14 protein-coding genes are annotated in these 19,265 nt (G+C 41.7%); 4 read left to right on the top strand and 10 right to left on the bottom strand.

Features of this window, described 5'->3' with window-relative positions; translation table 11 throughout:
- Positions 1 to 4: 4 nt before the first annotated feature.
- From A3CY_RS22820 to A3CY_RS0102355, 5 genes are all read right to left on the bottom strand, one after another.
- Positions 5 to 2,032, bottom strand: coding sequence for a TonB-dependent receptor domain-containing protein (locus A3CY_RS22820; protein WP_155828157.1), 2,028 nt, complete (start codon positions 2,030 to 2,032; stop codon positions 5 to 7).
- A complete protein-coding gene (locus tag A3CY_RS22815; protein ID WP_169503548.1) occupies positions 2,029 to 3,498 on the bottom strand; it encodes a SusC/RagA family TonB-linked outer membrane protein in 1,470 nt (489 codons plus the stop codon). The genes A3CY_RS22820 and A3CY_RS22815 overlap by 4 nt, the downstream gene beginning before the upstream one ends.
- Before the next feature lie 155 nt (positions 3,499 to 3,653).
- Positions 3,654 to 4,802 carry a FecR family protein gene (locus A3CY_RS20035; RefSeq protein ID WP_018336291.1) on the bottom strand — a complete coding sequence of 383 codons (1,149 nt, stop codon included), beginning with the start codon at positions 4,800 to 4,802 and terminating at the stop codon, positions 3,654 to 3,656.
- Positions 4,803 to 4,886: 84 nt separating this feature from the next.
- Entirely contained in the window at positions 4,887 to 5,459 is a 573-nt protein-coding gene (locus tag A3CY_RS0102360; RefSeq protein ID WP_018336290.1) for a sigma-70 family RNA polymerase sigma factor, read from the bottom strand.
- Between the two features lie 275 nt (positions 5,460 to 5,734).
- Complete coding sequence (locus tag A3CY_RS0102355) at positions 5,735 to 6,643, bottom strand: phosphate acyltransferase (protein WP_018336289.1); 909 nt, start codon at positions 6,641 to 6,643, stop codon at positions 5,735 to 5,737.
- A 302-nt stretch (positions 6,644 to 6,945) separates the two neighbouring features.
- On the opposite strand from A3CY_RS0102355, the gene A3CY_RS0102350 reads away from it, so the two are divergent.
- Positions 6,946 to 8,046 carry an MFS transporter gene (locus A3CY_RS0102350; protein ID WP_051082699.1) on the top strand — a complete coding sequence of 367 codons (1,101 nt, stop codon included), beginning with the start codon at positions 6,946 to 6,948 and terminating at the stop codon, positions 8,044 to 8,046.
- 45 nt (positions 8,047 to 8,091) lie between these two features.
- On the opposite strand, the gene A3CY_RS0102345 is transcribed toward A3CY_RS0102350, so the two are convergent.
- Positions 8,092 to 8,664, bottom strand: coding sequence for an adenylate kinase (locus A3CY_RS0102345; protein WP_018336287.1), 573 nt, complete (start codon positions 8,662 to 8,664; stop codon positions 8,092 to 8,094).
- A gap of 210 nt (positions 8,665 to 8,874) precedes the next feature.
- Between A3CY_RS0102345 and A3CY_RS0102340 the strand changes: the two genes are divergently transcribed.
- Positions 8,875 to 11,232 (top strand): transglycosylase domain-containing protein, encoded by a 2,358-nt coding sequence (locus A3CY_RS0102340; protein WP_018336286.1) that lies wholly within the window; start codon positions 8,875 to 8,877, stop codon positions 11,230 to 11,232.
- A 2-nt stretch (positions 11,233 to 11,234) separates the two neighbouring features.
- Positions 11,235 to 11,522, top strand: a complete 288-nt coding sequence (locus tag A3CY_RS0102335) for a hypothetical protein (protein WP_155828155.1) — start codon at positions 11,235 to 11,237, stop codon at positions 11,520 to 11,522.
- 5 nt (positions 11,523 to 11,527) lie between these two features.
- On the opposite strand, the gene A3CY_RS0102330 is transcribed toward A3CY_RS0102335, so the two are convergent.
- The 4 genes from A3CY_RS0102330 to A3CY_RS0102315 all read right to left on the bottom strand — a co-directional run bounded on the left by A3CY_RS0102330 (position 11,528) and on the right by A3CY_RS0102315 (position 17,893).
- On the bottom strand, positions 11,528 to 12,661 hold the full coding sequence (locus tag A3CY_RS0102330; RefSeq protein ID WP_018336284.1) for a cation:proton antiporter domain-containing protein: 1,134 nt from the start codon (positions 12,659 to 12,661) through the stop codon (positions 11,528 to 11,530).
- 102 nt (positions 12,662 to 12,763) lie between these two features.
- Positions 12,764 to 14,689 carry a BamA/TamA family outer membrane protein gene (locus A3CY_RS0102325; RefSeq protein ID WP_148375511.1) on the bottom strand — a complete coding sequence of 642 codons (1,926 nt, stop codon included), beginning with the start codon at positions 14,687 to 14,689 and terminating at the stop codon, positions 12,764 to 12,766.
- 15 nt (positions 14,690 to 14,704) lie between these two features.
- Positions 14,705 to 15,694, bottom strand: coding sequence for an FAD:protein FMN transferase (locus A3CY_RS0102320; protein ID WP_026207218.1), 990 nt, complete (start codon positions 15,692 to 15,694; stop codon positions 14,705 to 14,707).
- Between the two features lie 9 nt (positions 15,695 to 15,703).
- On the bottom strand, positions 15,704 to 17,893 hold the full coding sequence (locus tag A3CY_RS0102315; protein WP_026207217.1) for a patatin-like phospholipase family protein: 2,190 nt from the start codon (positions 17,891 to 17,893) through the stop codon (positions 15,704 to 15,706).
- A gap of 211 nt (positions 17,894 to 18,104) precedes the next feature.
- Here A3CY_RS0102315 and A3CY_RS0102310 point away from each other — a divergent pair, with 211 nt between their 5' ends.
- Positions 18,105 to 19,256 carry a sigma-54-dependent transcriptional regulator gene (locus A3CY_RS0102310; RefSeq protein WP_018336280.1) on the top strand — a complete coding sequence of 384 codons (1,152 nt, stop codon included), beginning with the start codon at positions 18,105 to 18,107 and terminating at the stop codon, positions 19,254 to 19,256.
- The last annotated feature ends 9 nt before the right edge of the window (positions 19,257 to 19,265 follow it).

Raw genomic sequence — 19,265 nt, 5'->3', positions numbered from 1 at the left:
ATTTTTAAAAACTTAGACTAACACCCAAAGAAATTGCACGTTGCAAAGGTTGTCCCCCCAATGCTACTTCCGGATCCCGTCCTTTGAAATCCTTACTCCGAATCTGAAAGGGATTGGAAAGGGAAAAACTGAAACTCATATTCTGTAACCCATTGGGTAAGAACTTTTCTGGCATAGTATAAGAACAAGATATACTACCACAACGGATATACCAAGCATCCACAACACGAATATCGGAATAAGCATACATTGCATAGGGATACATTTGTTCCGTACTAGGAGCTTGCCACTTTAAAGCATTCGTTCGTTTGTCCGGCAAAGAGGGGACGTTCGTATACTTCTCATCTCCGGGTTTCCGCCAACGATCCAACCACTCGGTGGACATATTCTCGTACTCACTCGGGATTGAACTAAAGGAGTCCATTGGAGGAGCCATAAACTGTTGATTACCTAGACTCAAATACAAACCGGAAGATAAAGAAAACGTCTTATAACGAATGGAAAGTGTTAATCCGGTTGTAAAATCCGGCTCCATTTTTCCTGCATACGCCATATATACCGTGGCGTCTTTCAACCCTTCCTCTGTTTCTATGCCTTCTGTGTCAAATTCCGGTCCCCCATGCTCTGGATTTAATCCAGTAAATTTAAATGCCCAAAAACTGGTAACGGGATAGCCGTCTTTATTTAGATTCCCGGTGGTAGCTTCTTTCCAGGTTTTATTTGGTTCAATTGTAGATTTCAATTTATTATTTACTCTAGAGAAAGTCAATCCCATCGAAAGGACAAAATTCTTCGTACGTACCGGAGTAAAACCAACATTAGCATCCCATCCCGTGTTCGTCATTTTACCTCCATTCACGGGGCGACTATCCACGCCATGCTCGTAAGGAACTTTCAATTCCGTCACCAAATCGGTCGTTTTCTTCCAATACCATTCGAATGAACCGCTAATTTTATTACTAAAAAAACTCCAGTCGATCCCAACATTCAAGTTCGAAGTCTTTTCCCATTTCAAATCCGGTGCCGGCAAATCTTTCAATGCCAATTTATAGTCATAATTCTCTTTATCTTCTACGATGGTTGCAATCAGGTCCGGACTTACATTTTCTGCCACGTTCCCCTGGTACCCGTAAGAAACACGTACACTCATATCGCTTAGGATATTCTGTCCCTGCAACCAAGGTTCATACCCCAAATTCCATCGAAATCCACAAGCCCACACTGGAAGAAAGCGTTCCTTTTTATCTTGACCGAAACGATTATTTCCATCTCCCCTGACACTGGCATTAAAAGCGTAACGATTATCATACATATAACTCAAAGTCAAATAATAAGATAAGGTATTCGATTCTGACTCGGTTAATGTGGGCGTAGTTCGATACATATCGTTTACAGGTGGATCTACGGCATTATGCTGCGTGTAAGCTGGAAGATTTACAAAAATCTTTCCTTTATCCGGTATATACCCGTACGACTGCAATTTATACCCGTTGTTTTGAGTACTTGACATCTCTTGTCCTAACATCACAGAAAAAGAGTGAACTCCATTCAAGACTTTTATCCAATCCAATGAATTCCGCCAATTCCAAGAAGTTGCACTATTATGGCTGCTATTATATTCTCCCCCGTTAGGTAATTTTGAGTTTTCGAATTCTTTGGAACCTGCTTCAAAAGCGCCATAATCATATCCACGCTTTTGGGCAATATAATTTGTTCGTTCCGAATACCAGGAGGAACCATTTGTCTCAGAAGCACTATAAGATACTGAGGTATTAAAAGAAATATCATCCGTAATTCTCCAACGCAAATTTACATTGGCGTTTAATGTACTTACCGTATTTTCAGTACCACTATGTTCCAATTCATTCTCGACATTGAATAAATATCCGTTGTCAGCACTCTTGTAAAAGAACCGACTGCCATCCTCATTATAAGCGGGAATAGCCCGATTCATTTTAGAGGCATACCCAAAAGGATCTGTTCCCACGAAACCTTTCGTTTTACCCACACTACCTGACAAATTCGTACTCAAAGACACGGATTTCCACAAATAGCAGATACACTCACGTTTCCGGTATACTGCACCTGATCATTACCAATAGCTGTATTTTTAGTTTCCGAGTACCCGAAAGAAGCATGATAAGTGGCTTGCTCCGTTCCACCCGAAATACCCACGTTGTGATTATGGCTAAACGCATTTCGGAACAAAATATCAAACCAATCCGTGTTATTTGATTCCAACTTGGCTGCCTCCGAACGGAACTTCTCCAAAGATATTTCCCTATTTCGGTAAGCCTTTGCTAAAGCCGTGTAACCAAAATCTTGATTACCGCTTAATAATAATCCCCGTTGATACGCCTCCCGAGAAACATCTACACGTTGTTTAGAATTCATCAATTCTAACTTACTATACGTCATTCTCGGAGTCAAAGAAAAATTCCCGGAATAACTTACCGACATACGTCCTATTTTTCCCTTTTTAGTCGTAATCACAATGACCCCGTTGGCTGCCTTTGTCCCGTAAATAGCCGTGGAAGCAGCATCTTTCAGAACGGTTATAGTTTCAATATCATTTGGATTTAACCAGGAAATAGCACTACCCACGAAAGTACGGATCATATCCTGACTGTTCAAATCAATATTATTCAAATCATTCGTCTCAAAAGGAAGCGGATCTGTCTGGATTACACCATCTACAACCCAAACCGGTTCCGCATTACCTAACAAAGTAGAAGTACCCCGTACACGAATACGCTGCCGAGTACCAGTCAAGCCACTTCGGTTCATCACCATCATACCGGGAATCTTTCCCTGTAGTGCCTGTTCCAAGGTTTGTGTTCCATTCAACAATAAATCCTCGGCTTTCACGACACTGATAGAACCCGCCTGTGAACGCTTTTTCAAAGTTTGGTATCCCGTTACCACAACTTCGTCCACGATTTTCACGTCTTCTTCCAAGGTGACGTTAATCGTATCTTTTCCCCGGTAACGAACTTCTTTAGTTTCCATGCCGACAAAAGAAAATACCAATACTGTATTGAGCGTATCTGTTATGTACATCTTATAACGCCCGTTAATATCCGTGGATGTACCCATATTTACTCCCTTTAATCTCACGGTTACCCCCGCAAGTGGAATCTTTTTTACATCCTGCACGATTCCGACCACGGTCTTTTGCACGGGTCTCTTCTTTACTTCTTCCGCCTTCTTGATAATTACCGTACCTTCCTGATAAACAAACGTCAATCCCTTGGGATACAGAATGTCCTGTAAAACCAAGCGTAATTCCTTATCCTGCACATGTATACTTACTTTTTCTACATCTTCAACAAGATAAGCATTATACAAGAAATTAATTCCAGTCTGTTGCTGAACTGTTTTTAAAAATTCTTTTACGCTAACCTGTTCCAGATCAAGTGAAACTTTCACATCCTGCGAAAAACTCGTCGCAGACAAATTCATACAGAAAACGAAAAGAAATAAAACATTCCATTTCATAACATTCAAAATTTTTCGATGCCGACACAATAACGGCACCCGAATTGTTTGCCTAATACTGTTTTTTTTCATAAATTTGAAGACTATTAAATTAGTAAATAAAACACGGGAAGCAGGAGTCTAGTCCTAGGAAAACGAAATCTCCTCTTTCCGTCTTATTTTTCAAATAACAATATATTTTTCCCTTCTATTTTGTATTTCAATTCTCCCGTACTCTCTAATAATTTCAAGAAAATATTGATTTTGTCATGCCGTTTCACGTATCCAGTAAAAGGTAACCGTTTCAATTCCGAATGTACGAAGGTAATTGTGACTCCGTACCAACGTTCCAGATCACGTATAATTTCTTCCAGTGGACGATGGTCAAACACGTACATACCGTTTTTCCATCCCACGTACTCATCAACATCCACGACCCGTTTCCCGATTCTCCCCGATAAAGAAGCCACAGCTTGCTCTCCCGGTACCAATTGTACACTATCTCTTCCCCGATAAAGTACACGCCCGGAAACCAACGTAGTCAACATATCCTCCTGTTTATAAACACGCACACCGAAGGAAGTTCCCAATACTTTCACATCACCCATCGAGGTTTGGACAATAAAAGGCTTATTACCCGGTTTTACTTCAAAATAAGCTTCTCCTTCCAATTCGATTCTCCTTTCATCCCCAGTAAAATGGGTCGGATATTTTAAACGGGAATCCGCATTTACCCACACCTTGGAACTATCTTCCAAAATCAAGTAACATTCACCTCCAATCGGAACAAGCAATTCATTATAGACCATTTCTTCGGATTTCTCTTTTGCTATATACGCCAAACCTCCATTTTCAAATTTGATTTGGGCGCCGCCCTTATCCTCTAATACCTTTTTTTCATTCGAAACAGATACGGTATCTCCATTTCCCAAAAGCAAACGCACTTCATTTCCCGCGGGGAATATATCAGTTGAAGTAGCAAACGATACATGTTCATTTTGCCACGAAGACATAAACGAGAAAATAAAATTTATTGCCAAAACACAGACAGCAGCAGAAGTTCCTAACATGACATATAAACGTAACCTGCGTCGTTTATTTCTTCCACGAAGACGTTTAAACTCCGTGAATCCTTTGTAATGAGAAAATAACTTACAATTTTCAATTCCCTCTCGCACCAAATCTCCCCGCTCCAACTCATCATAAAGCTCCCGAAATCGTTTATCTTCCATCAACTGTTGAAACTGTTTATCTTCCTCTGGGGTAAGAATTTCCCCGTAAGATTTTTTTAACAGTCCCAATATATCATCAAATCTTTTTTCCATACATTATTTTTATTGCACATTACATTCTTATAATGCTCGAAAGTAAATTTGGTATGGAAAAAAAACTAACTTTTTTATTTATTTCTATGAATAAATATCAAACAATATCATGTAAAGCAATGATACATAATAAGATTTAGACAATTTTTCTCGCAAATATTTAAAGCTCCGATTCTTTTGAGACTTCACGGTATGTAAACTGATACTTAATTTTTCGGCAATCTCGTTCCCGGACATTCCTTCCAGGCTTAATTTTATAATTTTTTGAGATTCTCGAGGCAACTCTTCAATATACAGATGTAATTGCCGAACCAATTCCTCCCGAATCGTTTGGATGAAATCGTCTTCAGGCATCACGACTTCCTCTTCTTGTATATTTTGCAATAAACGCTGATGAAGATTTTGCTTTCGCAAATAATACATTGTATTCGTGTATATAGATTTATATATATACCACGTGAATTCCTTCATTGTTACAAACACTCTATCCGACTCCCAAACCTTTACACACGTATCTTGTACTATATCTTCTGCATCCAACGGAGAATGCAAAAACTTGTTGGCGTAAGCACACAAAGCTGCATAATAATCTGCATAAAATGCTTCCCACGCTTGGTCCTTTCGTTGATTTAACTCTTGTAAATAATCGCCACACATAGTACACGTCAATCAAATTTGCTATAGACAAAGATACAAAAATACTCCAAATTTGTAATTAAATTCTTTACATTTTTTAATCCATACCTTCTTTTCTTTCAATTGTTGCCACAAAAGTAAAAGCTATATACAAACAAATAAATCCCAATTAATGACTATTGTACAATTAAAAATCCCCTTCTTTAAGGAGATTTAAACATGAAGATACAAAAAGGAGAAAGGGTGAGAAAAGTATTTAAAACTTTTCTCACCCTTCCCCTACTATTTTTGCTGTCTTACTTTGCAAAAAGAGCAGCCAATGCGATAGAATTCAATTTCGCATCCACACTATCCCCTCTGGATGACAACACGCTGGGAGCGGTAGCTCCAACAAGGATGGCTCCTTGACGGGCATTTGCCAATTTCGTGTTGGTCTTGTAGAACACGTTACCGGCTTCAATGTTCGGGAATACCAAACAATCGGCATCACCGGCAACCGGAGACATGATCTTCTTGATCTCAGCAGCTTCTTTATCAATAGCCACGTCCAATGCCAACGGTCCATCGATATCGATATTACCTAATTGACCTCTCTCTCCCATTTTAGCTATAATAGCAGCTTCGGTCGTGGAAGGTACTTTTGGTAACACTTGCTCGGTAGCAGAAATCATAGCCACTTTCGGACGTTTGATACCTAGAGCATTAGCCGTTTGGGTCACGTATCTCACGATAGCTAATTTCTGATCCATATCGGGAGCCGGGATAATAGCAGCATCGCTGGCAATCAACAATTTATGATAGTTCGGACATTCCATCACGGCAACGTGTGACAAGGTTGCTTTCGGGGGTAATAATCCGCGCTCTTTATTCAAGATAGCACGCATATATTTATCCGTACTTACCAATCCTTTCATGATAAAGTCTGCTTCCTTATTACGTACCATTTCTACGGCACGGGCTGCAGCAACCGTATCTACCGGCTCATGAATGATCGTGAAACGGGAAATATCAAAACCGTGCTCCGCACACACTTTTTTAATTTCGTTCTCGTCTCCACACAATGTAGCTTCAACGATCCCCATTTCAACAGCTTTGTTTACAGCCTCTATCGAGTGGCTGTCATTTGCATATGCCACAACCAAGCGTTTCTTTTGGGTGTTAGCTTTTAATGCCTCGTAAATGTCATCAATTTTTTGTATTGCCATGACAAACTCTTTTTACTAAATTAGTGATTTATGTTTTTAATTTGGAAGCAAAAATAACGCTTTTTGAGTAAAACAGAAACAAAAATCAGCTTTTTGATTGTAAATTCTAAATTTATCAATTAAATATGCCAACGTTTTCGATTTAAATCATAAAATCTCCTGACTTTTCATTTTTAATTCTCCATTTTCAATTTTCAATTAATTACTTTTGCTCTCGAAATAAAAAAAGAAATAGCGTGTCATTTAAAAAGAATATCACCGCCTTGTACTTGATTAAGGTTTCCAAATGGTTTACCTTGATTATGCCTATCATTGTCCTATTTTACAATGAATGCGGATTGGATTTAGCGGATATATTCATATTAAAAAGCGTCTACTCTATCGCCATGGTATCTTTAGAAATTCCAACGGGATATCTTGCTGACGTTTGGGGAAGAAGAAATTGCTTGATTGCCGGGTGTATTTTCTGTTTCTTCGGTTTCACAAACTATTCCTTATCGGACACGTTCCTTGCTTTTTTCATGTCGGAAATATTACTCGGTTTCGGACAAAGCCTGGTATCAGGAGCCGATTCGGCATTACTCTATGACACGATGATTCATTACCGCAAGGAAGAAAGTTACTTGAAATACGAGGGACGGGTAACTATGGTCGGTAACTTTTCAGAAGCTTTCGCTGGAATCTTCAGTGGTTTGCTTGCCGCTTATTCTTTACGCCTCCCTTTCTACGTGCAAAGTGGGATCGCTTTTATCGGTATTCCAGCAGCCTTTACTCTCACGGAATATGCGGCAAAAACAAAAATCGAGAACTCATTCGCCAATATCGTGAAGATCATCAAGTATTCCCTTTTCACGAACAAGGAACTGTGTTACAATATCATGTTCTCCGGTGTTATCGGGGCTGCCACACTCACGATGGCATGGTTCGTGCAACCTTTATTGATTGAATTGGATACCCCGACGACCTGGTTCGGCATTATCTGGACGATATTGAACCTGACCGTGGGTATCTCGGCACTGTATTCAGATCTGCTGGATCAGAAACTGGGAAGCAACAAGATGTACGCTTTCATCCTGTTCTTCATTGTCGGGGGATACGTGGCGGTATCATTTAATATATCGTACATAGGAGTGGTAGTTCTTTTCTTCTTCTATATCGTGAGAGGTTTCGCAACCCCGATCTTGAAAGGCTATATCAACCAAATCACCTTCTCTGAAATGCGGGCAACCGTCCTTTCTATTCGCAATTTTATCATCCGGTTGATGTTTGCAGCCATGGCTCCGTTGGTAGGTTGGCTACATGACCTATATTCCCTTTCCGTGGCACTTCAAGCAACTGCTGCCATTATTTTTATTCCAGGATTATTATTCTTAATCTTACAATGGAGTAAAAGAGAAAAATAAAATAGAGGTGGAATTTCCACCTCTATGCATTCATATCTTACCTACTTATTTTATCCCTTCTAAAATATTCGTGATTGCTTGAAACACGTCTTCAACCGCACCAAAGCCATTTACCGTGTGATGTTTCTTTTGAGCCTTATAATGATCGGCAACAGGCAAAGTCTTTGCTTTGTATTCCCGAAAACGATTCTCGATAACTTCTTCGTTATCATCAGAACGCCCTTCAATCTTGGCACGTTCCAACATACGGCGCATCAACTCATCGTGAGGGACATCGATACTAACCAACGCACTCAACGGATGCCCTGTCTTGGCAAGCATTTCGTCAAGTATCTCGGCTTGTCTTACCGTTCTGGGAAAACCGTCAAACAAGAACCCGTCAACATCTTTATGATGTTCTATACTATTCTCGATTAACGCTACCACAAACTCGTCGGACAATAATTCCCCTTTATTGATTATTCCGGCAGCCATTTTACCAAAATCCGAACCTTCGGCTATTTCTTTACGAATCATATCTCCAGTGGAAAGGTGTGCCAAATTGTACTTCTCTACAATTTTTTTCGCCTGAGTTCCTTTCCCGGCTCCCGGAGGGCCAAACAATGCGATATTCAGCATGACAATTACTTTTGTTTCGTTTTATGTATTAATTATTTGTTTCGTTTTTGTAAACTGTGCCACAAAGATATACTTAAATCTCAACCAAAAAAGCGAAACGACGAAATATTTTTATCGTAACATTCCTTACTTTTTTCTACTCTAAATTCTAAAATTTAAATTCTAAACTCATAAATATATTTCCTATTTTTACATCGCAAATCAGACACCATGAACACGAGAAGAAAAGTACCTGCAAAAAAATCCAAAAAACAAAAAAAGAGCTTTTCGAAGCAAGTCGTCAAGACGCTGTTCCTGACAGCTTTACTATGCTTTTTTTTGCTCGGCTTATTCGTGTGTTGCGTTTATTACGGAATGTGGGGAAAGATTCCGGATTACCGGGAATTGAAAGAAATTCGTAACTTCGAGGCTTCTTCATTGTATAGTTCCGATGGAGAACTACTTGGAAAATATTACGTGGAAAACCGCACGAATGTCATGTTCGGTGGAATCTCCCGCAATGCCATCAACGCTTTGATTGCCACTGAAGATGTACGTTTTTACGAGCACAAAGGATTTGATAAGGTCAGTATGCTCCGGGTGTTATGCAAAACGCTGTTGCTGGGCGATAAAAGTTCAGGGGGAGGAAGTACAATCAGCCAACAATTGGCAAAAAATCTTTTCCCGCGCAAATACCGTAATAGTCTAATGATCCCGATTATAAAAATCAAAGAGATCATCACGGCTCACAGGCTGGAAAAACTCTATTCAAAAGATGAAATTCTCACCCTGTACCTGAACACAGTATCATTCGGGGAAGGTACATTCGGTATCGAAAGTGCTGCCCAAAAATACTTCTCCACGACGGCTACCCAACTCACGATCCCGGAAGCAGCCACATTGATTGGTTTGCTGAAAGGTCCCTCTTACTATAATCCACGGGTACATCCTGACCGTATGTTGCAACGACGCAACACGGTAATCGCCCAAATGGTGAAATACGATTATCTCACCGAGGAAGAAGGTGAAAAACTCAAGCAAGAAAAACTGGAACTTCGCTATAAACCGTTGAATCATTATTCGGGATTAGCACCTTATTTGCGGGAACAAATCAGGCAGGATGCGATGAAACTCATCGCCCGCTACAACGAAGCCAACAGCACCAACTACGATCTATATAAAGACGGCTTGATCTTAACCACAACCATCGATGCCGAAATGCAGCGCTATGCCGAAGACGCCATGCGTAAACACATGAAGTCCCTGCAAAACTCATTCTACACGCATTGGGACAAGAAAGAGCCTTGGCAAAAGGATCCCGATATCCTGAATAAAGCCATCCGTGAAAGCGAAGCTTACAAGGCTCTAAAGAAACAGGGATTAAGCGAAAAAGCCATCCTTGCCACCTTGAACGAGAAAAAGTTAATGACAATTTACAGTGCTTACCAGGGTGAAACAGAAATAGAAATGTCCCCGATCGATTCCATCAAGCATTATCTAAAAATACTACACCCGGGAATAATAGCCATAGAGCCGCATACCGGAAAAATTAAAGTATGGATCGGGGGATTAGACTTCAAATATTTCCAATACGATCAGGTCTTAGCCCCTCGTCAAGTCGGCTCTGTGTTCAAACCTGTTGTTTACAGTGCTGCCCTCCAGCACGGTGCTCGGGTGGACGCTTATTACAAAAACGAACAAAAAAGCTATCCCAAGTACGACAATTGGACTCCCCGCAACTCGAATAACCAGTACGGTGGATTTTACACGCTAAAAGGAGCGTTAAGTCAATCTATCAACACGATAGCCGTGGAAGTACTCTTACAAACAGGGATTGATACCACGATCGCCCATGCCCACCGTTTAGGCATTCAGAGCGCTCTCCCTTCCGTCCCTTCTATTGCATTAGGAGCGGCAAACATCCCCTTGAAAGAAATGGTGCTCCCCTATATGTGTTATGCTAATAACGGCGTGCTCACACGACCTTATTATTTGGTTTCAATCAAAGACCGGGAAGGACGTATTATATATGCAGCCGATCCTCCACTTCAGGAACGGATATTACCTTCGGATGAAGCACGTTTGATGTCATCCATGCTCACTGCCGTTATTCAGGAAGGAACAGGAAAACGATTGATTAATAATTACGGACTAAACACGGCTATCGCGGGAAAGACAGGCACCACGCAAAATCAAGCTGACGGATGGTTTATCGGTTATAATCCCCGCATTGTAGTTGGTATCCGGGTTGGTGCGAATAATTCCCGAATCCATTTTAACTCCACGTCATTGGGTCAAGGAGCTAACATGGCACTTCCCATTTTTGGGTTATTTATGCAGGAATGCTTGCAAAGCAGCACCTACGACTACTGGGCAAATCTCTCCTTCCCCGTGCCACCTGCCGATGCACAAAAAGAGTTGGAAGTCCCCACGTTCAAAGAAAATATTAATATACTGGATAGATTAACCAATCAGAAACTTGAAAAAGTAAAACACAAAGAAGCCGACACAGAAACAGATCAACCGAAGAAGAAAGGTTTCTTCCGAAAGATCGGTGATCTCTTCAAGAAGAAAGACAAAAATAAATGAAAATGAAAAGTATTGACAGAACCTCTCTAATTATATCATTTGCAGCACTCGTTGTTGTATTTAGCCTTATATCTATCATCGCCTCCCCGACAGAGGTACGTTTCTCGTGGCAAGGAATAAACCCGTGGAACACGGTAAATGCCGTACCCTTGATGTTCAAGCGGTTTATCGGTCTAAACGATGGGGTTATTTACACGCTATCCGTGTTACTTATCGCTTATTTATGGTGGCGTACTTATGCCTTAATCAACAAGATAAGGAATCGCCAAAACCAACAAAAAGAGTATTAAGAAGCTTATTCCTTTATCCCGTACACACTCTGAGAAATACGTTTCACGGCGATCACGAAGAATCCGGTCAATACAAGATTCAGCACTAAACTCAGGATTGAGATAATTAGAGCTGGACCACCTAATTGGTAACCCATGGCAATCACAATAATCCCGGCACCTACTTCACCGCGGGTAAACATACCAATAGATAATGCCAAACGTTCCTGAATCTTCCGATCCCGATAGAAAAACAAGGGAAACATCTTACCCAAATTAGAAAGTAACGTGACAACTATCACGTGGAAAATAAGAATTCCCCACCCAGGCATATTCTCTCCCGCGGTATCTAAACCAATAAAGATCGGTGTACTCAATCCCACGAGGAACATAAACAGGTATGAAATAAAACTAGAAGCCCTCTCTTCCTCCCGGGAATGATTGTGCACGGTCTTCATCACCATCCCTAACACAAAAGCAGGCAACAATACCTCGATATGAATCGCCCCGTCTTGTCCCATGAGTGACTTTGTGATTAAATACACGCTCTCGAATGTTGCCACGATACACACGGAATAAAGTACTATCGCTTTCCAAGATTGTGGCAGATTCAGCGAACTCAATCGCTTCCACCCGAAGATCAAAAGAAGGCAAACCACTAGTATAATCACGAATAATTGCCATTTGAAACCGATCATCAGTATCTGCAAAGGAATCATCAAAAGAATTGTATCCAAATCATCGAATATAGCCAACACCTGCGTCTTTTTATAGATCCACTCCCTTTTCAGCCCGGCAGCCGCCAGCATCGTGAATAAAATCCCCGCTGAAGTCGGTGCCGCAAACCGGCTTATCAGCAGATTATTCTCCCATGAAAGCCCCGTGTCCAAAAAGAATATATAATAAAAAGCGATCAACAACCAAGGTACGGCAGCAGTAGCCATCGCGATAAAATAATCAGTGGTATACGATTTCCATTTCGTCTTATCCAGCTCAAATTCCCGCCCGACGTTAATCATGATAAATGCAAGGCAAATAAACATCAACCATTTGCATACACTATAAAATGAACCATACGCTCCCCCCAAAGCAGACGGGAGTATCTGGGACAAAAACAAACCACAAAGTAAAAATATAGAAAATAGAAAAACCTTCTTCATCCTCTCCGAATTAATTTGCCGCAAAGATACAATATTCTCGGGAATTATGGAAGACTATTTAAAACGAATCTAGTTAAAAAAATGTAACCCAAAAGCGTTGATCTACTCGTATTTAATCGCATCCGGTTTATACACACGGTAATCATAAAACCCTGTTTTCCTTCGACTCGAAACATTTACCTCAATACGGTGAATATCAGGTGGAACTTTCGGATAGAAAGCAAATCGTATGCTCAAGTTTTTTAAAATCAAATTGTCATTACGAATGTTTAAGCTAAAACCAACACCCCAGTAGGTCTGACTCTTAAATAACGATTTATCATCTCTGGCGAGCACGCCCCAATCCACGAATCCAGTAACGGATGCCCGAAACCCCCGCTTGATATATGGCAAGAAAAGAGTCGCCGACATCGAACCGGAAAGCCGCTGTGTACCTCGAATCGTATCCGTATCGAATCCCCTGATATTCGCATCTTCAAAATAAATAAAATCATCCGGATTCCGCTTGGTTCCCAACACATAATCCAGATTAGTATAGAAACGCATACGATGCCTGGACAACTCGTACAAGGGACTGATATATTGCGCACCAGCCTTAAACACGCCACTTTCTGCCGTGTAACCGTTCAGGAAAGTTCCAAATGCGGCATACCACGAATAAAATTTATCGGCATGCTTGTCAAACCACGAGTAATGCCATTCCGTACCGAGATAACCGTATTCCGTGAAATCACTTTTCTCGTAACCGAAAAGCAACGTACCAGACAGCCCAGAAGGAATATCCTCCGTACGACCGAAATCATAAATCAAGTTCGCCTTAAAATATTTTATCTTTGTGAATGTCAACGCCCCCATAATTCGATTACGGTCATAGTAAAAATGATTCGAATCACTCGTCACCTGCGGACGATCTACAAAACTCGTCCCCGTGTAACGTCCCGTCAGATATAATATCCGGTTATAACTGAATTTCTCGTTCAAGAAGAAAGACTTTCCTCCCCAAAAATCCCACAACCGATAATTGAACAACTCTATCGGCTTCGTAATATCCCGGTCTACCAATGTCTTGGAAGAATACACCCGGCTATAAGCTGCTCCTCCCGCCCATTTTGTCTTGTAAGTTAAAAAACGTTTATCCATCTGCACTCGCAAAACCTCTTGCTCGTAAGTATTCTCGTACATTCCATAGAAATCCATATGCGAACCCATGACATTCGCAGCTTCATATTCAATCAAGTTTCCCCACTTTTGATCTTTACGCCCACGGTAACTAGCCTCATAATGCAAGGTATGCCCTAACTTGAACAGATTCTTGGTTTCAATACCCAAGTCAACGGCATTCAAGAAATTACTCCAAACCTCTCCCGTCCACGAGAACTCATCCTTACAAATAACAACCAAGTCAACCAACGACGAATCACCTGGTACTTCTTTTATCCCGATCAAAGCATCATCGACATTGGACATATCTTTCAACAATTGCTCGTTCTGTACCAACTCGAACGGATCGACAGACATTCCCGACCTCACCGTCATTTGTTTTTTGATTACCCGTTCGGCAGACCTTTGATGCACGGAATTTGCCAAAGTCAGAAGCCATTGTAAACTATCCTGCTGAAGGGAAGCCGTATCATTAACACTGGTCCCGAAAGGAGGCAACACCTTCACGTGGATATCCCGGATAATCTTTCCCCGATACGGTTGGTAACGGTCTTCACTATTTTCTGTTTCAACAATATCAATATTATACTTCCGGGGATTAATAAATATCATTTTATAAAGTTCCTTCGTCCATTTCCGGCGCTCGGCAACTTGCTTAATCTTGGAAAACTCATATTTCAATGTATCTTGTATTAGGCTGTCAGGCATAAAGACCACATCATTCTGCTTGATCGTATCCCGGACATTTTCTTTCTTATGTTTTTTCTTTCGGCACATGTCTTCTGATAAAGGTCTTGCGCTAGCTTGACTTTCCACGAGTAGCACCCATGCTAAAACCAATATCAACCAACGAATTATCAACTTCACCTCCACCTGATAAAATTATTCTTCCAATATCAACGTTTTCATTTTTTCGGATACCCACACTTCTCGTTCTCCCTGCTCATTCTGATATATAAAACAAGCCTCCACACGAGGATTAGCTTCTACAATCTCTTTTGCCTTCTCGGTTCCCAGCACCATAAAAGCCGTGGCATACGCATCCGCTTCCATACACGTGGGAGCATACACGGAAGCTCCCAGCATATCCTGTTGGACAGGATAACCGGTCTTAGGGTTTATCGTGTGGGAATATTTTTTTCCATCCACAACATAAAATCTCCGGTAATTACCGGAAGTAGCCAACGCACCCTCTCCCATTTCCAACACAAACTGCAACTCCCGGCGAGAAGCCGTTTCATCATCGATCGGTTTGTCTATGCCGATATGCCAAAGGCGTGATTTATCACTCTGCCCCTTCACCCGAACCTCACCACCGATCTCTACCATGTAATCGTGAATCCCTTTACTCTCGAAAAAGTCCGCCACGAGATCCACTCCCAAACCTTTAGCTATCGAGCTTGCATCCATCTGAATCCCTTGCACAGCTTTAGCAAGCTTCTCCCCCTCGATCTTCACTTTATCCATTCCGACGTATTGCAATAACGAATCCACCTTTTCCGGCGACGGGAGTCTTTCATTTCTAAACCCGAATCCCCATGCGTTCACCAACGGGGCTACCGTGATATCAAAAGCACCCCCTGTTTCTTTATATACTTCCCCCGCCTTCGTAAACATTCTCACGAACAACGAATCTACCTGATCCGTTTCCCCCCGGTTCAAACGGGCAATCACGGATTTCTTGTTAAACATCGAAAGCGACTGGTTCACCCGCTCCATCTCCTGCCTGATCTCCGCGGAATAATCCGTGGCACTCCGGTAAGACACGTGATACGTCGTCCCGTACACGTTTCCCTCCGTGAATTGGTACATCTTCCGTTGACATCCCACACCCAATATCAACACACAAATAATAATCCCCAATCTTTTCATACAAACCCATTAAAAATAATATCCCAAATTGAAATAGAATCCCAATTTCTTCGACCAATCTGAAAGAGAAAACATAACATCGATAGGTCCCACGAAACTATCGTACGAGTATCCCACACCTCCACCGAAAATATCCTTTCCTCCTAATATATCAAAGAAACTAGCCTCCTGTTTCGCGTAATTTCCTGCCAAAGATATATAATGATTTCGTCCCAAATTGTAACGTAACATTATTTTAGCTACAACCAACGAATTGTCAAATATCTCTAAATGCTGAATCCCCAAAAATGGCAATTGCTGATCCACATATCGTCCGGCAACATCCCCTCCCATGCAATTCAAGTACGGGTAAGGAATATTACGCCCGATCAACACCCTTCCGTATATGGAAGGTATAAACTTCACCCGCCGGGTAATAGACACCACACTCTCAAAATCCAACCCGATAGCCGAGAAAGGAGCACCATCATTATAAGTCAACAAATTATCCGTGTAAAGCGAGTAGTCGACTTTCAGCGACATACCTCTCGTCGGGTAATAACGTTTGTCAAATGTTTCCAAGTGAGCCAGACCATGATAACTAAAGAAACCTTCCGGCTTCACGTTTATATTGTGGTCGCGATCTGAAAACATAAACGATTCGTAATTAAAATACTCGTACCGGGCACCTATCTGCAACTTGAAATTCCGGAAATAAATATCCGAACCACCCAGCTCCACCTTGTGATAGGCATACTCCACGTTATCCTGTTTCTTGTTTTTATTGTAAATATCCAGATTATTATACTTGAACGTGTATCCCAGTTCGAATCGCCGCAAGAAAGTATTCCCCAAAGAATAATTCAACTTCACGTAAGGATTCATACTCAATCGCCCAGTCAACGAAAGGCGGGAACCTCTCAACTCTTTATGCGAAATAGTCGTATTCAACAATATCGCCGCCATCTCCTCCGAATCAAAACGGAAGCCTAGATTCAAAGAACTCATGGGTTTCTGTTTCAAGGTCAATTCCAAGTCATAAACCGGACCTCCGCTCAACTTGTAACTCACGCTCGAAAAAGCCCCGATACCATATAATTCGGCGATAGCATGATGCAAATCATTCAAAGTAATCCGGCTGTAATCCTTAATCCGTATTTTCTTCCGCAACCATTTCTCGTCCCGATCGTCAATTCCCGACAGATGCACGTGCTCAATCATCAGCGTATCGTTCGAAAGCACCACCCGATCTTCCACGTTCGCGTCATTCCGATCCTCCGGGATACCCAACTCCCGTTTCAATTCCATCAGTTCATCCCACTGGCTCCGGGCGATCTCCTCTCCCCGAGCAATCAAAGTGTCGATAGCCGATGACGAAAAACTGGCAGCCGAATAAGGATACACGTCCGGCTTGATATATATATTCACCATCTTCTTGTTTTCCTCGTACTTCTGGATTCCCAGGAATGAAGTCATCTGATCGATAATCCCGGTCACCGATTCCAGACCCGAGGCATCTTTCAATTCGGCTTGCACATCCACCCCGATAATAATATCCGCCCCCATCTGTTTCGCTATATCTACCGGAAAATTATTTGAAATCCCTCCGTCGACTAGCACCATTCCGTCCCTTCTCACCGGGGCAAATACCCCGGGTATCGCCATACTGGCACGCATGGCAAGTGGCAACACGCCGTGATCCTGCACAACTTCTTGCCCGTCCACCAAATTACTCGCCACGCAAGCAAACGGAATCTGCAATTTATGGAAATCCAACGTGTCATGGTACCCGATCGTCAAATCGGAAAATAAATTGTATATATTCTGCCCGCTAATAAACCCGGAAGGGATCTTGATCTCCCGGTTATTCTTGATCGGCACGGAAACGAGATATTTCTCCGTTTCCTCCTTCTCCGAAAAAGGCAAATTATAACGATACACCTTATCACTCAACAAAAACATCCAATTCTGGGCACGCACCAGACTATCCATCGTGCGCGAATCGTACCCGATCGCGTATAAAGCTCCGACAATAGACCCCATACTCGTTCCGGCAATATAGTCTATCGGAATACCGGCTTCCTCCAACACTTTCAGAACACCAATATGCGCCACGCCCTTCGCCCCACCTCCACTTAACACCAATCCCACCTTTTTACGCTGAGCCTGCACATCCAACACGAGAAACAAAACAAGAAGAAAAACCCAAGACCGTTTCATAAATATTAATTTAGAATATATACCTTCAAAAATACGAATTTCCCGCAAATACACAAAGAAACTCAAAGGTTAAAATCAAATTCCATACCATACCCCGAAAATTTTAGATTTAATGATAAATCATCAACCACTGAATATATTATTCTTTTCTCTTTGCATTTTTAAATCTCGATTATCAATTGTAAATTTGCGGTAGACAAAAAAATGTAGTATGACAAAAATATTAGTGATTGACGACGAGCGCAGCATCCGCAACTCCATGAAAGACATTCTCCAATACGAGGGACACGAGATCATCTTAGCCGAAAACGGTATGGAAGGTCTTGTAGCCGTGAAGTCTGAAAAACCGGATATTGTATTTTGCGACATAAAAATGCCCAAAATGGAAGGGATCGAAGTACTGGAACGTATCAAGGAATTTTCAGCTGATACCCCCGTTATCATGATTTCCGGACATGGAACCATTGATACGGCAATCGAGGCTATTCGGAAAGGAGCTTATGACTTTATCGAAAAGCCATTAGATCTCAATCGACTGTTAATCACGATAAAAAATGCAACCGACAAGCATTTGCTGATACACGAAACCAAAACGCTAAAAAACAAGGTCAGCAAAAAATACGAGATAATCGGTCAGTCCGAGGCTATCGACCACGTGCGTTCCATGATCGACAAAGTAGCGGCATCTGATGCCCGTGTGCTCATTACCGGTCCAAACGGTTCCGGAAAAGAATTAGTCGCACACCAGTTACACGAACTAAGCCACCGGAAAGAAAGCACCTTCGTGGAAGTCAACTGCGCTGCCATACCTTCCGAATTAATCGAAAGCGAATTATTCGGACACGAGAAAGGTTCCTTCACTTCGGCTATCAAGCAAAAGAAAGGAAAATTCGAGTTAGCCAACAACGGTACCCTCTTTTTGGACGAGATCGGTGACATGAGCCTGAGCGCCCAGGCAAAAGTGTTAAGGGCATTGCAGGAGCAAAAAATAACCCGTGTCGGCGGGGATGCCGATATAAACGTGGACGTACGCATTATTGCCGCCACGAACAAAAACTTGAAAGAAGAAATTAAAAAAGGAAACTTCAGGGAAGACCTCTACCATCGTTTGAGCGTCATCATCATTGACGTACCACCATTGAATCAGCGGTTGGAAGATATTGATGTCCTAGCACCCTATTTCTTGACAGACATTTGCACCGAAATGGGCATCGCTCCCAAGTCACTGGATTCGGATGCGATCAATGCGCTCAAGGAATGCGAATGGACGGGTAATATTCGTGAACTGCGTAACGTCGTAGAACGGCTGGTAATTCTTTGTGGAAATACAATCACCAGGGAAGACGTGAAAATGTATCGTTAAACAACAATT

The sequence above is a fragment of the Butyricimonas synergistica DSM 23225 genome (assembly GCF_000379665.1).
Taxonomy (GTDB): Bacteria; Bacteroidota; Bacteroidia; order Bacteroidales; family Marinifilaceae; genus Butyricimonas; species Butyricimonas synergistica.
Note: the sequence above shows the minus strand (reverse complement) of the source record. Positions and strands in the feature narration are given on the sequence as shown.